Here is a 15,034-nt window from a genome sequence, read left to right on the forward strand (position 1 = left end):
CGGTGGTATCCGGGAACCCCGGCATTGCCGGGGTTTCCTTTATATGCGCCATCGGTTGCTGCGCGCGGACGGAACGCGTGGGCGAACTGCTAAAGTTCCGGCAACACAGGAGGATTGCGTGAACGCGGTAGCCAACGACGCCACTCTTGCGCCTGCCGAACGCATCATCCAGCTGCTGCTGGCCCAGGGCCGGCTGAAAGAGCCGGATCTGCTGCGTGCGCGGCAACTGCAGCGCGATGCCGGCGGCGATCTGCTGGGGTTGCTGTCACGGCTGGGACTGGTATCCGAGCGCGATCATGCCGACGCCTGCGCGCAGGTGCTGGGCCTGCGCCTGCTGGGGGTCAAAGACGTGCCAGCCGCGCCGCCCGAGCTGGTCGAGGATGTGCAACCGATCGCGCTGCGCTTTCTCAAACAGTTCCATGTCTTGCCGCTGGGCGAGCAGCGCGGACGCATCGCGTTGTGGATGGCCGATCCCTATGACCGCTACGCGATCGAAGCGATCCAGCTGGCCACCGGCTGCGAGGTCGCACCGGCGGTCGGCGTGCGCAGCGAGATCGCCGACCTGATCGAACGCTGGCACGGCCAGGGCCGCAGCGCGATGGATGCACTGCTGGAATCGACCGATGGCGAGGCCGCGCCGCTCGATGACATCGAGCACCTGCGCGATCTGGCTTCCGAAGCGCCGGTGATCCGGCTGGTGAATCTGCTGATCCAGCGGGCGGTGGAGCTGCGCGCCTCGGACATCCATGTCGAGCCGTTCGAGAACCGCCTGAAGGTGCGTTACCGCGTCGACGGCGTATTGGTCGATGGCGAGAGCCCGCCGGTGAATCTCACCGCCGCGGTGATCAGCCGTATCAAGATCATGGCGCGGCTCAACATCGCCGAGCGGCGACTGCCGCAGGACGGCCGCATCATGCTGCGGGTGCAGGGCAAGGAATTGGACCTGCGCGTGAGCACCATGCCCACCGCGCATGGCGAAAGCGTGGTGATGCGCCTGCTCGACCGCGAGACGGTGGTGTTCGATTTCCAGCGGCTGGGCTTTGACGAGGCCTTCCTGCCGCAGTTCCGCAAGGTGCTGGAGCAGCCGCACGGCATCCTGCTGGTCACCGGTCCGACCGGCTCGGGCAAGACCACCACGCTGTACACCGCGCTGAGCCAGCTCAACACCGACCAGGTGAAAATCATCACCGTCGAGGACCCGGTCGAGTACCAGCTCGAAGGCATCAACCAGATCCAGGCCAAGCCGCAGATCGGGCTGGATTTCGCCAGCGCCCTGCGCAGCATCGTGCGCCAGGACCCGGACATCATCATGATCGGCGAAATGCGCGATCTGGAAACCGCGCGCATCGCCATCCAGTCCGCGCTCACCGGCCATCTGGTGCTGTCCACCCTGCATACCAACAACGCCGCCGGCGGCATCACCCGACTGCTGGACATGGGCGTGGAGGATTACCTGCTCACCTCCACCATCAACGGCATCCTGGCCCAACGGCTGGTGCGGCGGCTGGAGCCCACCCACGCGTTGCGTTATGAAGCGTCGCCGGAAGAAATCGAACGCTTCGACCTGCGGCGCTTCCAGCCGCAGGGAACGATCCACCTGTACCGGCCGCAGCCTTCGGCACTGGCGCCGACCGGATATCTGGGCCGCACGACCATTGTCGAATTCCTGGTGATGGACGATGCGCTGCGCGGTGCGGTGATGCGCAAGGCGGGCATGGGCGAGATCGAGCAGCTCGCGCGTGCGGCCGGCATGCGCACCATGTACGAGAACGGCATCGGCAAAGCCCTGCGTGGCGAAACCACGCTGGAAGAAGTGCTGCGGGTGACGGAGGACGCATGAGCCGTTATCTGGGGTCGCTCCATCCGGAGACGCATTGCTGATGCCGCTGTACCGCTACAAGGCGCTGGATACGCGCGGCGAGCTGCTCGACGGGCAGCAGGAAGCGGCCAGCGACAGCGAGGTGGTCGCGCGCCTGCAGGAACAGGGCCATCTGCCGGTCGAGGTGCGCCTGTCCAGTGGTTCGGGTGTCGCGGGCGGCGGCTGGAAGCCGTGGCGCCGGCGTCCATTCGATGGCGCCGCGCTGGTGCGGTTCACCCAGCAGCTGGCCACCTTGCTGGGGGCGGGGCAGCCGCTGGACCGGGCGTTGTCGATTCTGCTGGAGACGCCCGACGATGCGGCCCAGCAGCGGGTGATCGGTGATATCCGCCAGACGGTGCGCGCCGGTGCACCGCTGTCGCAGGCGCTGGAGCATCAGCACGGGGTGTTCTCGCGGTTGTACGTGAACATGGTGCGCGCCGGTGAGGCCGGCGGCAGTCTGCATGAAACGCTGCAGCGGCTGGCCGATTATCTGGAGCGCAGCCAGCAGTTGAAGGGGCGGGTGATCAACGCGCTGATCTACCCGGCGATCCTGCTGCTGGTGGTGGGGCTGGCGCTGCTGTTCCTGCTCGGCTACGTGGTGCCGCAGTTCGCGCAGATGTATGAAAGCCTGGAGGTGGCGCTGCCGTGGTTCACCCGGGCGGTGCTGCAGCTGGGTCTGCTGGTGCGCGACGGGTGGATCGTGCTGCTGGTGGTGCCGGCGCTGGCGCTGCTGTGGGTCGAACGCAAACGGCGCGATCCGGATTTCCGCCTGGCCTTTGACGGCTGGCTGCTGCGGCGGCCGATGGTCGGCCCGTTGCTGGGCAAGCTGGAAACCGCGCGGCTGGCGCGCACGCTGGGCACCTTGCTACACAACGGCGTGCCGCTGCTGGCCGGGCTGGGGATCGCCCGCAATGTGCTGGGCAACCGCGCGCTGGCCGCCGATGTCGGCGCCGCCCGTGAGGACGTGAAAAACGGCATCGGCCTGTCCACCGCGCTGGGCCGCAACGGCCGGTTCCCGCGGCTGGCGCTGCAGATGATCCAGGTGGGCGAGGAGTCCGGCGCACTGGAAAGCATGCTGCACAAGACCGCCGACACCTTCGAACAGGAAACCGCGCGGGCCATCGACCGCCTGCTTGCCGCGCTGGTGCCGGTGATCACCCTGCTGCTGGCGGCGGTGGTCGGCATGGTGATCATCGCCGTGCTGGTGCCGCTGTACGACCTGACCAATGCCATCGGCTGAATCCGGAAAATGCCGCAACTGTGGAGACTGTCATGAAACGCACCCAACGAGCACCGCACGCGCGCCGCCACCAGGCGGGCATGAGCCTGCTGGAAATCATCATCGTCATCGTGTTGATCGGCGCGGTGCTTACCGTGGTCGGCAGTCGCGTACTGGGCGGGGCGGACCGTGGCAAAGCCAATCTGGCCAAGACCCAGATCCAGACCCTGGCCGGCAAGGTGGAGAACTTCCAGCTCGATACCGGCCGGCTGCCGGTCAAGCTCGAGGATCTGGCCGCGCAGCCGGCCGGGGTCAGCGGCTGGCTGGGGCCGTATGCCAAACCCAGCGAGTTCAATGATCCGTGGGGTCATGCCATCGAGTACCGGGTGCCGGGCGAAGCCGGCCCGTTCGATCTGAAAAGTCTGGGCAAGGACGGCCGCCCCGGTGGCACCAGTTACGACGCGGACATCAGCGTCGAGTAAGACCGATGCCCACGCTGTCCGCGCCCGTTTTTCCGCCTCAGCGGCCGCGTCGCGCGTACCGCCGGCCGGCGGTGGCGGGCATGTCGTTGCTGGAAATGCTGCTGGTGCTGGCCTTGATGGCGGCCATTGGCCTGATCGCGGCGATGGCGATGAACGGCGGGCTGGCCGGCATGCGACTGCGTTCGGCCGGCAAGGAGGTGGCCGCGCAGCTGCGGCATACCCGGACCCAGGCTGTCGTCAGTGGCGTGCCGCAGCGCTTCAGCATCGATCCGCGCACGCGCCGTTGGCAGGCCGCTGGCGGGCGTGATGGCCAACTGTCGGCCGCCCTGGCGGTGCGCTTTGCCGGTGCCCGCCAGGCACAGGCGCGCACTGACGAAGGCGTGATCGGTTTTTTTGAAGACGGCGCCTCCACCGGCGGGCGTATCGAGCTGAGTTCGGGCAGTGCGGTGTGGCGGGTGGATGTGAGCTGGATCACCGGTGAGGTGAGCTCGGGCCCGGTGCGCGCGGATGCGGCGCGATGAAGCAGCAGCGCGGTTATTCGCTGATCGAGGTGATCGTCGCGTTCGCGTTGCTGGCGCTGGCGATGACCCTGCTGCTGGGCAGCCTGTCCGGGGCCGCGCGGCAGGTGCGCACGGCCGACGCGCAGGGGCGCGCGGCCTTGCATGCACAGTCGCTGCTGACGGCGGCCGGTATCGAGGCCCCGTTGGCGGCGGGACGGCGCCAGGGCGACTGGGAGCAGGGTCGCTATCGCTGGACGCTGGAGGTGACGCCTTACCTGGAGCCGCGCCAGACCACGCCGGACGCGGCGCTGTGGCAGCTGGATCTGCAGGTGCGCTGGGGCCAGGCACCGGCCGAGCAGTTGCGCTGGCGCACGTTGCGACTGCGCAGCCCGGCGGTTGCCGAGGGGTTGCCATGAGATCACGGTCACGTGCGATGGGCGGCTTCACCCTGATCGAAATCCTGCTGGCCACGGTGTTGCTGGCCGCCGGCATGGCGCTGGCGTTCGCCGCGGTGCGCTCGACACTGGCGGTCAGTACCCGCGGTGAGATCATCGCCAGCGGCAACGAACGGATGCGCGCGGTCGATGGCTTTCTGCGCCGGCGCTTGAGCGCGGCGATGCCGCTGGCGATCGGCGCCGTCGATCCTGAAACCGGCACCGCACCGGTGTTCATCGGCGATGCGCGGCATCTGCAGTTTGTCGCCGAGGTCCCGGACTATCTCGGCCGCGGGGGCCCCTACCTGCATGAGCTGGAGGTTCAGGACGACGGACAGGCGTTGCGGCTGACGCTCTCGCTGACCCTGCTGCAGGCCGGCATGCGCATTGAAGAGCAACCGGTACGTGGCGCTGAGCTGCTGGTTGATGGATTGAAGGCGGTACGGTTGCGCTACCGCGGTCGTGATCCACGGACCGGTGCGCTGATGGACTGGCAGGAGCAGTGGGCAACGCCGGCGCGGCTGCCGGTGCTGGTGTCCATCGAGATCATTCCGCAGCAGGGACCTGCCTGGCCGCCGCTGCTGGTGGCCCCGCCGCAGTACGGCCGTGCCGGGGGATGGCGATGAGGTCGCGTGGCGCCGCACTGGTGCTGGTGTTGTGGGTGGTGGCGTTGCTGGCCGCGACCATCGGCACGTTCGCGCTCACCGCCAAGGTGGAATACCTGCAGGGCCGGGTGCTTGCGCAGATGGCCGCCGGTCAGCAGACCGCGCGCGCCGGTCTGGAATATGCGCTCTCGCGCCTGCGGCCCGATCCGCTGCGGCCGGCATGGCAGGCCGATGGGCGTCCCTATCGCTGGCAGTTCGATGGCCGCACCGTGGAGCTGCGGATCGTGGCTGAAACCGGCAAGGTCGATCTGAACCTGGCCGAGCGGCCGCTGCTGGAAGGGCTGCTGCGCGCGCTGGCGGTGGAGCCGGCGCGGGCCTCGCAACTGGCCGGGGCGATGGTCGACTGGCGCGACCGCGACGGGTTGCTGCAACCGGCCGGCGGTGCCGAGTCGGGTGACTATGCCGCCGCCGGTCTGCCGTATGGCCCCAAGAACGCACCGTTCGAGACTGTCGGCGAGCTGCAGCTGCTGCTGGGCATGGATGCGGCGCTGTACACGCGGCTGGCGCCGCTGGTGACGGTGTTCGGCACTCCGCAGCCGGACGTCCGTTTTGCCGACGCGCCGGTATTGACCGCAATGGGGCTGGAGGCCGCGCAGGTCATCGCCGCACGTGAGCGGGGCCCCATGGCCGTCATCGATGGAACTTCGCCCGCGCCGCCGGCATCGGCCGGCAACGGCACTTATAGTATCGACAGCCGGGTGCAGCTCGGCGGCGAGCGTCAGGTGGTGCTGCGCGCGGTTGTATGCGCAGGCAGCGGCGTGGGGACAGGCGGCTACACGGTAATACGCTGGGAACAGGGAGCGGCGGCACGATGACGGCGGTGCGGGGAAGTCTGGAAAAGCTGGGGGCACACCTTGCACCGGGGATCGGAGGTTTCCGGCACTGGTGGTCGCGCGCCCTGCTGTCCTGGCTGCCGGCGCAATGGCGGGTCTTGCTGGGTTGTTCGGACGCGCGCCTGCTGTTGTCGCCGGCGCCTGATGCGGTGCAGGTTTCGCGCTGCCGGGCCGGCCGGACCGTGCCGCTGCAGCGGCTGGTGGCGCCGGTGACACCAGCGGTGCTGGAGTCGGCCTTGCCGGCGCAGGAGCGCGCGCTGCCCCGCGTTGCGGTGCTGCCCGCCACGGCGGTGCTACGTCGGCGCCTGCAGTTGCCTGCCGCGGCCGAGACCCGGCTGCGGGAAGTGGTGCGCTTCGAGATCGACCGGCAGACGCCTTTTTCCGCCGACAAGGTGTTCTTCGATGTGCGGGTGGTGTCGCGCCATAGCGACGGACCGTTGGAGGTGGAGCTGGTGGTGGCGCCGCGGCAGCAGCTGGAAACGCTGATGTCGCCGCGCGAGGCCTGGGCCGGCCAGCTCGACGGGGTGGACGTGCTGGATACCGATGGCGAGCCATTGGCGGTGAATCTGCTGCCGCTGGCACAGCGCCGGCAGCGGCAGCAACCGCTGCGCCGGCTCAATCGCCTGCTGCAGCTCGCGGCGCTGGTCATGCTGGTGTTGGCCGGCTGGCAGTTGCTGGACAACCGCCGGCAGGCGGCTGCGGCGCTGGCCGCCCAGGTCGACGGGTTGGCGGCGCGCGCGCGCGCGGTTTCCGCGCAGCGGCAGCAGCTGCAGGATCTGCTCGATGGACAGGCGTTTTTCACGCAACGCGGCACGCAGCAGGTGGCGATGACCGGGCTGCTCGACGAATTGAGCCTGCGACTGCCGGAAGACACCTGGGTCGAAAAGCTGGACGTGGAAAATGGCCGCCTGCAGCTGATCGGCTTCAGTGGCAGCGCTTCGGCGCTGGTGCCGCTGCTGGAGGATTCTCCGCACTGGAAGACACCGGCATTGACCGGCGTGTTGCAATCGACGGGCGGCCGTGACCGCTTCACGCTCGTTGCCGAGCTGCAACCGCCCGTGATGGAGACCGCCGATGGCGCTGTCCCCCACACGCCGTGACCGCTGGCTGGCCCTGGCGCTGCTGTTGCTGGCGCTGGCGCTGGTCTATCTGCTGCTGATCCATCCGCTGTTCATCCGGCCGTTGCAGGAGGTGGATGCGCAGGTGGCGGCGTTGCAGGAACGCCAGCAGCGCATCGCCCTGCAGTTGCGGCAGGCGCCGCAGATCGCCCAGCGCCTGCAACAGGCGCAACAGCAACTGGCCCTGCAACCCGGGTTCATGGACGAGCTATCGCCCGAGCTGGCGGCCTCGGCGCTGGTGCAGCGACTGGAAACGGCGGTGCGCCAGGCCAGTCCTGGCAATCGCAGCTGCGCGATCAGTGACCGCTCGCCGTTGCCGGCCGATCACAGCGGGCGCTTCGTGCGCGTTGCGATCCAGGCGCGGCTGCGCTGCGGCAACCGCGAGCTGATCGCCGTGCTGCATGCCCTGGAAAGTGGCAGTCCTTATCTGGAGCTCACCCGTCTGGATATCCTCGCCCAACCCGCCGCCACGCCGCCGGGCGCCAGTGGCGGCGGACTGGATGCGGCCTTCGAGCTGGCCGGCTATCTGCGCCCGCAACCGCACGGGCCGGCGGCAGGAGCGGTGCATGCGCCCTGACGCGGCTGGATTGCGGACCTGGTGGCTGGCGACGCTGGCGGCATGGGCCCTGCTGGGGTGGATCGCCACGCTGTGCGGGCTCGGCAGCCGGCTGCCGGGGCCGGCCGATGATCGGGTCGCCGCGGCCCTTCCCCGGATCCCGGCGCCCGCTCCAGACCGGCTCGGGCCGGCGGGCGATTACGCCGCCGCCACCTCGCGTCCGCTGTTCGCGCCGGACCGCCAGCCGCACCCGTTTGTTCTGGAGGCGGACGGCCAGGCGGCGACAGCGGTGCGGCTGACCGGCGTGTTGATGGCTCCCGGCACGGCGTTGGCAACGCTGACCACCGATCAGGGCCAGTCCTTGCGCCTGCGGCTGGGCGGCGAACCGGTGGCCGGCTGGCAGTTGCTGTCCCTGGCGCCGCGCAGCGCGGTGGTGTCGGGGCCGCCAGGTACCTTGCAGCTGCAGTTGCAGGTGTTCAACGGCAGCGGGAACGCCGCCGCCGATGCCGCAGCGGCCGGCACGCTTCCGCCGGCGGCCCCGCCGGTGGAGGCCATCCCGCCGGCAGCGGCCGATTCCGATGCGGCGGTGCCGATGCCCGGCGCGGCCGAGATCAGGTCGATCCGCGAACGCATCCAGGCCCGGCGCAAGCAGGCGCAGCAGCAATCAAACGGCAGCTCCGGCAGCCAGAACCCGTAGAGTGCAGGCATGACGTCACGCATTGTTTCCCTCTCCCTGTTGATCGGCGCGCTCAGTGCCTGCGCCAGCACCCCGCCGGTACCGGACATCCGCCGCAACGCCCAGGCTCCCGTTGTCACCGCCGCGCTTGGCACGCCTGCGCGGACCTCGACGCTGGAAGCGGCCGAGGTGCCACAGGCCGACGACACCGGCAGCCGCGCGGTGATCCGCCGCGGCAACGGCACCGTGATCAACCGGGCGGCGGCGTCGGCCCCGGCTCCGTCGCTGGCCGCGGCCGGCAACGGTACGGCGGTGTTCAATTTCGAAGGGGAATCGGTGCAGGCCGTCACCAAGGCGATCCTCGGCGACATGCTCGGCCAGAACTACGTCATCGCGCCCGGCGTGCAGGGCACGGTCACGCTGGCCACGCCCAAGCCGGTCTCGCCGGCGCAGGCGCTGAACCTGCTGGAGATGGTGCTGGGCTGGAACAACGCGCGACTGATCTACAGCGGCGGCCGCTACAACATCGTGCCGGCCGAACAGTCGCTGGCCGGGACCGTGGCGCCCAGTACCGCGCCGGCCTCGGCCGCGCGTGGCTACGAAGTGCGGGTGGTGCCGTTGCACTACATCTCGGCCAGCGAAATGAAAAAGGTGCTGGAGCCGTACGCGCGCCCGAATGCGATCGTCGGCATCGACGGCTCACGCAACGTGATCACCCTGGGCGGCACCCGCACCGAGCTTGAGAACTACCTGCGCACGGTCGAGATCTTCGATGTGGACTGGCTCTCGGGCATGTCGGTGGGCGTGTTCCCGATCCAGTCCGGGCGCGCCTCGCAGGTGGCCGGCGATCTGGAAAAGGTGTTCGGGCAGGACAGCAAGACGCCCAGTGCCGGCATGTTCCGCTTCATGCCGCTGGACAACGCCAATGCGGTGCTGGTGATCACCCCGCAGGCGCGCTACCTGGACCAGATCCAGCAGTGGCTGGACCGCATCGACAGTGCCGGCGGTAGCGCCCGCCTGTTCTCCTACGAGCTGAAGTACATCAAGGCCCGGGATCTGGCCGAGCGTCTGGCCGAAGTGTTCGGCGCCGGTGCCGGTGGTTCCGCCGGGCAGCGCGGTGTGTCGCTGGCGCCTGGCGCCACGCCGATGACTCTGGAGGGACGCGGCACCACCGATCCCTCGGCCGATCCCGCTGACACGCTGGGCCAGGGCGATACCGGTGGGATGGGCGGCGATGGTGGACAGCCGCTGGCGCTGTCACCGCAGGCGCCGGGCAATGGTGCGGTGACCCTGGAAGTGGAGGGCGACCGCGTCGGTGTCTCGGCGGTGGAGGAAACCAACACCCTGCTGGTGCGTTCCACCCCGCAGGCTTGGCGTTCGATCCGCGAGGTGGTCGAGAAGCTCGACGTGATGCCGCTGCAGGTGCATATCGAGGCCCAGGTGGCCGAGGTCGCGCTGACCGGTGAACTCAGTTACGGCGTGAACTGGTATTTCGAACAGGCGGTCAATGCCACCCCGGCCAACGGCGGCGCCGGTCTGCCCTCGGCGCTGGGACGCGGCATCTGGGGCGACATCGCCGGCGCGCTGGTGCCCGGTGATGGCCAGGGCGGCGGTGGGCTGAGCTGGACCTTCCTGGGCAAGAACGCCGCGGCGGTGATCAGCGCACTGGACCAGGTCACCGATGTGCGCCTGCTGCAGACGCCCTCGCTGTTCGTGCGCAACAACGCCATCGCCACCTTGAATGTCGGCAGCAAGATACCGGTCTATTCGGTCTCGGTCTCGGGCATCAGCGACAACCAGTACGCGCAGGTGCAGTACCTGGAAACCGGCACCATTTTGAAAGTGCGCCCGCGTGTCACCCGCGACGGCATGGTGTTTCTGGACATCGTGCAGGAGGTCAGCTCCCCGGAAGGCGAGCCCGACGCCAACGGCAACGTGCGCATCAACACCCGCCGCATGAAGACCGAGGCCGCGGTCAATGCCGGGGACACGGTGATGCTGGCCGGGTTGATCGAAGACAGTTCCACCCAGGGTTCCTCGGGCTTTCCCGGGCTGAGCCGGCTGCCGGTGATCGGTGGCCTGTTCGGCCGCAAGACCCAGAACAGCCGGCGCAGTGAAGTCATCGTGCTGCTGACGCCGAGCATCGTGCGCAATCCGCAGGAAGCGCGGAACCTCACCGACGAATACGGCAGCAAGTTCCGCGCGCTGGACCCGCTGGGCCCGAAGGCGCGCCGCTGAGCATGGCGCTGCCGGTCATCCTGTTGCCGGTGGGCGTGGACGAGGCCGCGCTCGATGCCTGTCTGGGCGCGCTGGAAGCGGCCACGCCCGCCGGGACTTCCGTATGGCTGGCCGATGACGGCCAGGCCGGACCACGCGCGCAGGCGGTGATCGAGCACTGGCTGGCAGGCACGCAGCTGCAGGCCGAGTACACGCGGCGTCCGCGTGCGATCGGCGAGGTCGCGCACCTGGACCAGATGCTCAGCGCCTGCGGCGATGCCGACGTGGTGGTGCTGGCGCCGGACGCGATTCCGCACCCGGGCTGGTTGGCGCAATTGAGCGATTGTCTGGCGCGCGATGCCGCCATTGCCACGGCCACACCGTGGAGCAATGCCGGCGAAACCACCGCCTGGCCGCGCGTGGGTGAGGTCAATCCGCTGCCGGCCGAGCCGGCGCGTCTGGCCCTGGCCTGTGCGGCGATGCCGCTGCTGCACCCGGAGCTGCCTTCGGCGGTGACCCATGCGGTGCTGATCCGTGGCAGTGCGCGCCGCCGCGCCGGCGGGCTGGATACCCACAGCTATGGTTCCTGGTATGCGGCGCTGGTGGATCTGAGCCTGCGCATGAGTGGCCTGGGCTGGCGCAACGTGCTCTGTGACACCGCCTTTGTCGGCCGCCTGCAGGAGGGCCGGCCGGCCGCGGGTGACATGGAGGTGCTGGCCACGCGCTGGCCGGTCTGGACCGCGCGCCTGGCCTCGTTCCTGATGGACGACCCGCTGTACGCCCATCGCGGCCAGCTGCAGCAGCGGTGCGCGCAGGCGATAATGCCCGACGCCCAGCGCGACCTGTTCGAGGCCTGTGCTTCCCTTCCAGGCGCGGAGCCGGTGTGAGCGATTCGATTGCCGTTGTTGTTGTCAGCTACCAGAGTGCGAGCACGCTGGACGAATGCCTGCAGCGGCTGCGCGCGGCGCGGGAGGTGGCCGAGATCCGCGTGGTCGACAACGATTCCGATGACGGTTCGCTGGCCATCGCCCAGCGCCATGCCCTGGCCGATCCGCGCGTGCGCTTCATCGCCAATCCGGACAATCCCGGCTTCGCCACCGCCTGCAACCAGGGCGCGCAGGACTGCCAGGCGCCGTGGCTGGCCTTCATCAACCCGGACCTGATGGTCGAGCCGTCCACGCTTGCGCAGCTGCGTGCGCTGGGCGCGCAGCTGGGCGATTGTCTGCTGGGCGTGGAGCAGGTCGATGAGGCCGGCCAGGCCGATGCCGCGGTGCGCCGCCGCGATCCGGATTTCGCCGCAATGCTGCGCCATCCGGGGCGGGGCTCGCGGCTTGCGGTGCCGGCCGATCCCGCGCAGCCGTTGCAGGTGGTGCAGGCGCTGTCCGGTGCGCTGCTGCTGATGCCGCGCGACCTGTTCGTGCGGCTGGGCGGCTGGGATGCCGGCTATCGCCTGCATGCCGAGGATCTGGACCTGTGCCGGCGTGCGCGCGAAGCCGGCGCCACGGTGGCCATCGCCAACGAGCTGAAGGTGCTGCATGTGCGCGGTGTCTCCAGCCGCGCGCGGCCGTACTTCGTGGAGTGGCACAAGCACCGCGGGCTGTGGCGCTATTTCCGCAAGTTCGAGGCCGCGCAGCGCCCGCTGCCGGTACGGGCCGGGGTCTGGTGCGCGATCTGGGCACACGCCGCGTTGCAGCTGCCGCGTCTGCTGCTTCGCTGAACCCGGCTTTCAGGCGGGCTCACGCAGGCCCGGCGCATAATGCCGGCATGATCATCCAGTCCCTGCTCGACACCGACCTCTACAAATTCACCATGATGCAGGCCGTGCTGCACCAGTACCCGGGCGCGCTGGTGCAGTACCGCTTCAAGTGCCGGACTCCGGGCATCGATCTGGCGCAGTACCTGGACCAGATCAACACCGAGATCGACCACCTGTGCAGCCTGCATTTCAGCACCGACGAGCTGGATTACATGCGCACGCTGCGCTTCGTGAAGCCGGACTTCGTCGACTTCCTCGGGCTGTTCCATCTGGATCGCAAGTACATCGCGCTGCGCGCCTCGCCGACGGTGCCCGGCGAGATCGAGCTGGACATCACCGGGCCCTGGCTGCACACGATCCTGTTCGAAGTGCCGTTGCTGGCGATCATCAATGAAGTCTGGTTCCGCAATGCCGGCCTGCCGGATTTCGCTGAGGGCGAGCGCCGCCTGCAGGCCAAGACCGCGTTGTTGCGGGACACGCCCGGCTTCGAGCTGTGCCGCATCGCCGACTACGGTTCGCGCCGGCGCTATTCGCGGCAGTGGCACGGGCACATGCTGCCGATGTTGCGCGAGGCGCTGGGCAGCCAGTTCGTCGGCACCAGCAACGTGCATTTCGCCCGCATCTACGGCATGACCCCGCACGGCACGATGGCGCATGAATACCTGCAGGCGTTCCAGGCGCTGGGGCCGCGGCTGCGCGACTCGCAGGTGGCGGCGCTGGAGTCCTGGGCGCGCGAGTATCGCGGTGATCTGGGTATCGCCTTGTCGGATGTGGTCGGGCTGGATGCGTTCCTGCGCGATTTCGACATGTATTTCTGCAAACTGTTCGACGGTGTGCGCCATGACTCCGGCGACCCGTTTGTGTGGGGCGACCGCATGCTGGCGCACTTCAAGGCCAACCGCGTCGACCCGGCCAGCAAGGTGCTGGTGTTCAGCGACGGCCTGGACATCCAGAAGGTGATGCAGCTGTACGAGTATTTCCGCGGGCGCTGTCAGGTCGCCTTCGGCGTGGGCACAAATCTGACCAACGATCTGGGGCCGACCCCGCTGAACATCGTCATCAAGATGGTCCGCTGCAACGGCCAGCCGGTGGCCAAGCTCAGCGATTCGCCGGGCAAGAGCATGTGCGATGACCCCAACTACCTGACCTACCTGCGCCAGGTGTTCGCGGTCCAATAAATGACAAACCCGCCCTCCGGCGGGTTTGTTTCACTGCGCTTGCGCGCCGATCACTCCAGCGCGAAGCGCAGCACGAACAGCCCGGCCACCAGCCACACCGCCGGGCGCACTTCACGCCAGCGGCCGGTGCCGGCCTTGAGGGCGGCGTAGGCGATGAAGCCGAACGCCAGGCCGTTGGCGATGGAGTAGGTGAACGGCATCGCCAGCGCACACAGCGCCGCGGGTACCGATTCGGTCAGGTCGTCCCACTTCACCTCGACCAGCTCGCGCAGCATCAGTCCGGCCACGAACAGCAGCGCCGGCGCGGTGGCGTAGGGCGGCACCATCGCCGCCAGCGGCGAGAACAGCAGCGCGCCCAGGAACAGTGCGGCTACCACCAGCGCGGTCAGTCCGGTGCGACCACCGACCTGGACGCCCGAGGCGCTCTCGGCAAAGGCGGTGGTCGAACTGGTGCCCAGCAGCGAGCCGGCGACGATCGCGCTGCTGTCGGCCAGCAGGGCGCGGCCGAAGCGCTTGTTGCCATCGGCCAGTTTCAGCAGCCCGGCCCGTCCGGCCACGCCATACAGGGTGCCGGTAGCGTCGAACACCTCCACCAGCACGAACACCAGCACCACCTGCATCAGCACCGCCAGCGGCGCGCCGCCGTCGTGGTGCAGCAGGCCGGGGATATCCAGCTGCAGGAAGGTCGGCGCCAGGCTCGGCGGCAGCGACACCAGCCCGCCGTACTGCACATGGCCGATCGCCCAGGCGATGCCGGTCACGGCGAGGATGCCGATCAGGATCGCGCCGCGCACCTTGCGCGCTTCCAGGATCGCGATCAGCAAAAAGCCCCCGAGGGCCAGCAGCGGCGGCGCGCTGTCGAGCTTGCCCAAGGTGAGCATGGTGTCTTCATTGGCGATGATCACCTGCGATTTCTGCAGCGCGATGATTGCCAGGAACAGGCCGATGCCGGCCACGATCGCCGAACGCAGCGAGGCGGGAATACCGGCCACCAGCCAGGCGCGGATGCCGGTCAGCGACAGCACCCAGAACACCACGCCGGAAATGAACACCGCGGCCAGCGCCTGCTGCCACGGCAGCCCGGCCGCGCCGACCACGGTGAAGGCGAAGAAGGCGTTCAGGCCCATGCCCGGGGCCATGCCGACCGGGAAATTGGCCGCCAGTGCCATCACTGTCGAGCCGATGGCCGCCGCCAGGCAGGTGGAGACGAACACCGCGCCCGGGTCCATGCCGGTGGTGCCGAGGATCTCGGGGTTGACGAAGACGATGTAGGACATCGTCAGAAAGGTGGTCAGCCCCGCCAGCACTTCGGTGCGCACGCTGGTGCCGTGCTGGTGGAGCTTGAACAGGCGGTCGAACAGGGACATGGCGGCTTTCCGGCACAGGGGGGAGGCAGGAGGTTTGTGGCCCGTACAAAAGCGGACGGCCCCCCAGGGCGGGCGGCCCGGGGGGGTTTATTGTGCGCCATTTAACGCCCACCCGTGGGTCCCGGATACGCGCCCGCGCGGCGCGTGTTGTGCCCGTAGTTATAGCGGGTGGTTG

General features: G+C 68.9%; 15 protein-coding genes. 14 read left to right on the forward strand and 1 reads right to left on the reverse strand.

The genetic code is table 11. From position 1 onward, the window contains the following. The first annotated feature begins 118 nt into the window (after window positions 1–118). The 14 genes from gspE to pncB all read left to right on the forward strand — a co-directional run bounded on the left by gspE (window position 119) and on the right by pncB (window position 13,492). On the forward strand, window positions 119–1,840 hold the full coding sequence (gene gspE, locus ACVOMH_RS14035) for a type II secretion system ATPase GspE (protein WP_481552362.1): 1,722 nt from the start codon (window positions 119–121) through the stop codon (window positions 1,838–1,840). A 40-nt stretch (window positions 1,841–1,880) separates the two neighbouring features. Continuing rightward, window positions 1,881–3,098: a type II secretion system protein XpsF gene (gene xpsF / locus ACVOMH_RS14040; protein ID WP_481552372.1), complete on the forward strand. Its 1,218-nt coding sequence runs from the start codon at window positions 1,881–1,883 to the stop codon at window positions 3,096–3,098. 32 nt (window positions 3,099–3,130) lie between these two features. Further along, a complete protein-coding gene (gspG, locus tag ACVOMH_RS14045) occupies window positions 3,131–3,559 on the forward strand; it encodes a type II secretion system major pseudopilin GspG (RefSeq protein WP_481552363.1) in 429 nt (142 codons plus the stop codon). Between the two features lie 80 nt (window positions 3,560–3,639). After that, window positions 3,640–4,080, forward strand: a complete 441-nt coding sequence (gene xpsH / locus ACVOMH_RS14050; protein ID WP_481552364.1) for a type II secretion system protein XpsH — start codon at window positions 3,640–3,642, stop codon at window positions 4,078–4,080. Next, window positions 4,077–4,475 (forward strand): type II secretion system protein XpsI, encoded by a 399-nt coding sequence (xpsI, locus tag ACVOMH_RS14055; protein WP_481552365.1) that lies wholly within the window; start codon window positions 4,077–4,079, stop codon window positions 4,473–4,475. The genes xpsH and xpsI overlap by 4 nt, the downstream gene beginning before the upstream one ends. Next, window positions 4,472–5,119, forward strand: a complete 648-nt coding sequence (locus tag ACVOMH_RS14060; RefSeq protein ID WP_481552366.1) for a type II secretion system protein J — start codon at window positions 4,472–4,474, stop codon at window positions 5,117–5,119. Before xpsI ends, ACVOMH_RS14060 begins: the two co-directional genes overlap by 4 nt. Next, on the forward strand, window positions 5,116–5,973 hold the full coding sequence (locus ACVOMH_RS14065) for a type II secretion system minor pseudopilin (protein WP_481552367.1): 858 nt from the start codon (window positions 5,116–5,118) through the stop codon (window positions 5,971–5,973). The genes ACVOMH_RS14060 and ACVOMH_RS14065 overlap by 4 nt, the downstream gene beginning before the upstream one ends. Then, window positions 5,970–7,091, forward strand: coding sequence for a PilN domain-containing protein (locus ACVOMH_RS14070; RefSeq protein WP_481552368.1), 1,122 nt, complete (start codon window positions 5,970–5,972; stop codon window positions 7,089–7,091). The genes ACVOMH_RS14065 and ACVOMH_RS14070 overlap by 4 nt, the downstream gene beginning before the upstream one ends. Beyond that, the gene (gene gspM, locus ACVOMH_RS14075; RefSeq protein ID WP_481552369.1) at window positions 7,066–7,686 is read left to right on the forward strand and encodes a type II secretion system protein GspM; all 621 of its coding nucleotides are present in this window, start codon (window positions 7,066–7,068) and stop codon (window positions 7,684–7,686) included. Before ACVOMH_RS14070 ends, gspM begins: the two co-directional genes overlap by 26 nt. Continuing rightward, window positions 7,676–8,362, forward strand: coding sequence for a hypothetical protein (locus ACVOMH_RS14080; protein WP_481552370.1), 687 nt, complete (start codon window positions 7,676–7,678; stop codon window positions 8,360–8,362). Before gspM ends, ACVOMH_RS14080 begins: the two co-directional genes overlap by 11 nt. 9 nt (window positions 8,363–8,371) lie before the next feature. Further along, window positions 8,372–10,579 carry a type II secretion system secretin GspD gene (gene gspD / locus ACVOMH_RS14085; RefSeq protein WP_481552371.1) on the forward strand — a complete coding sequence of 736 codons (2,208 nt, stop codon included), beginning with the start codon at window positions 8,372–8,374 and terminating at the stop codon, window positions 10,577–10,579. Window positions 10,580–10,581: 2 nt separating this feature from the next. Then, the gene (locus tag ACVOMH_RS14090; RefSeq protein ID WP_096144932.1) at window positions 10,582–11,445 is read left to right on the forward strand and encodes a glycosyltransferase family 2 protein; all 864 of its coding nucleotides are present in this window, start codon (window positions 10,582–10,584) and stop codon (window positions 11,443–11,445) included. Continuing rightward, window positions 11,442–12,275 carry a glycosyltransferase family 2 protein gene (locus ACVOMH_RS14095; RefSeq protein ID WP_057506096.1) on the forward strand — a complete coding sequence of 278 codons (834 nt, stop codon included), beginning with the start codon at window positions 11,442–11,444 and terminating at the stop codon, window positions 12,273–12,275. Before ACVOMH_RS14090 ends, ACVOMH_RS14095 begins: the two co-directional genes overlap by 4 nt. A gap of 47 nt (window positions 12,276–12,322) precedes the next feature. Next, a complete protein-coding gene (pncB, locus tag ACVOMH_RS14100) occupies window positions 12,323–13,492 on the forward strand; it encodes a nicotinate phosphoribosyltransferase (RefSeq protein ID WP_054658782.1) in 1,170 nt (389 codons plus the stop codon). Between the two features lie 50 nt (window positions 13,493–13,542). Here pncB and ACVOMH_RS14105 read toward each other — a convergent pair whose 3' ends face one another. Then, window positions 13,543–14,859, reverse strand: coding sequence for an NCS2 family permease (locus ACVOMH_RS14105; RefSeq protein ID WP_057506095.1), 1,317 nt, complete (start codon window positions 14,857–14,859; stop codon window positions 13,543–13,545). Between the last annotated feature and the right edge of the window lie 175 nt (window positions 14,860–15,034).

This window comes from Stenotrophomonas sp. STEN013, from assembly GCF_056760355.1.

What these genes read in the sequence shown, in the direction of transcription:
- xpsF (WP_481552372.1), top strand. Translation starts at nt 1,881, where the DNA reads ATGCCGCTGTACCGCTACAAGGCGCTGGATACGCGCGGCGAGCTGCTC.
- gspG (WP_481552363.1), top strand. Translation starts at nt 3,131, where the DNA reads ATGAAACGCACCCAACGAGCACCGCACGCGCGCCGCCACCAGGCGGGC.
- xpsH (WP_481552364.1), top strand. Translation starts at nt 3,640, where the DNA reads ATGTCGTTGCTGGAAATGCTGCTGGTGCTGGCCTTGATGGCGGCCATT.
- xpsI (WP_481552365.1), top strand. Translation starts at nt 4,077, where the DNA reads ATGAAGCAGCAGCGCGGTTATTCGCTGATCGAGGTGATCGTCGCGTTC.
- ACVOMH_RS14060 (WP_481552366.1), top strand. Translation starts at nt 4,472, where the DNA reads ATGAGATCACGGTCACGTGCGATGGGCGGCTTCACCCTGATCGAAATC.
- ACVOMH_RS14065 (WP_481552367.1), top strand. Translation starts at nt 5,116, where the DNA reads ATGAGGTCGCGTGGCGCCGCACTGGTGCTGGTGTTGTGGGTGGTGGCG.
- ACVOMH_RS14070 (WP_481552368.1), top strand. Translation starts at nt 5,970, where the DNA reads ATGACGGCGGTGCGGGGAAGTCTGGAAAAGCTGGGGGCACACCTTGCA.
- gspM (WP_481552369.1), top strand. Translation starts at nt 7,066, where the DNA reads ATGGCGCTGTCCCCCACACGCCGTGACCGCTGGCTGGCCCTGGCGCTG.
- ACVOMH_RS14080 (WP_481552370.1), top strand. Translation starts at nt 7,676, where the DNA reads ATGCGCCCTGACGCGGCTGGATTGCGGACCTGGTGGCTGGCGACGCTG.
- gspD (WP_481552371.1), top strand. Translation starts at nt 8,372, where the DNA reads ATGACGTCACGCATTGTTTCCCTCTCCCTGTTGATCGGCGCGCTCAGT.
- ACVOMH_RS14090 (WP_096144932.1), top strand. Translation starts at nt 10,582, where the DNA reads ATGGCGCTGCCGGTCATCCTGTTGCCGGTGGGCGTGGACGAGGCCGCG.
- pncB (WP_054658782.1), top strand. Translation starts at nt 12,323, where the DNA reads ATGATCATCCAGTCCCTGCTCGACACCGACCTCTACAAATTCACCATG.
- ACVOMH_RS14105 (WP_057506095.1), bottom strand. Translation starts at nt 14,859, where the DNA reads ATGTCCCTGTTCGACCGCCTGTTCAAGCTCCACCAGCACGGCACCAGC.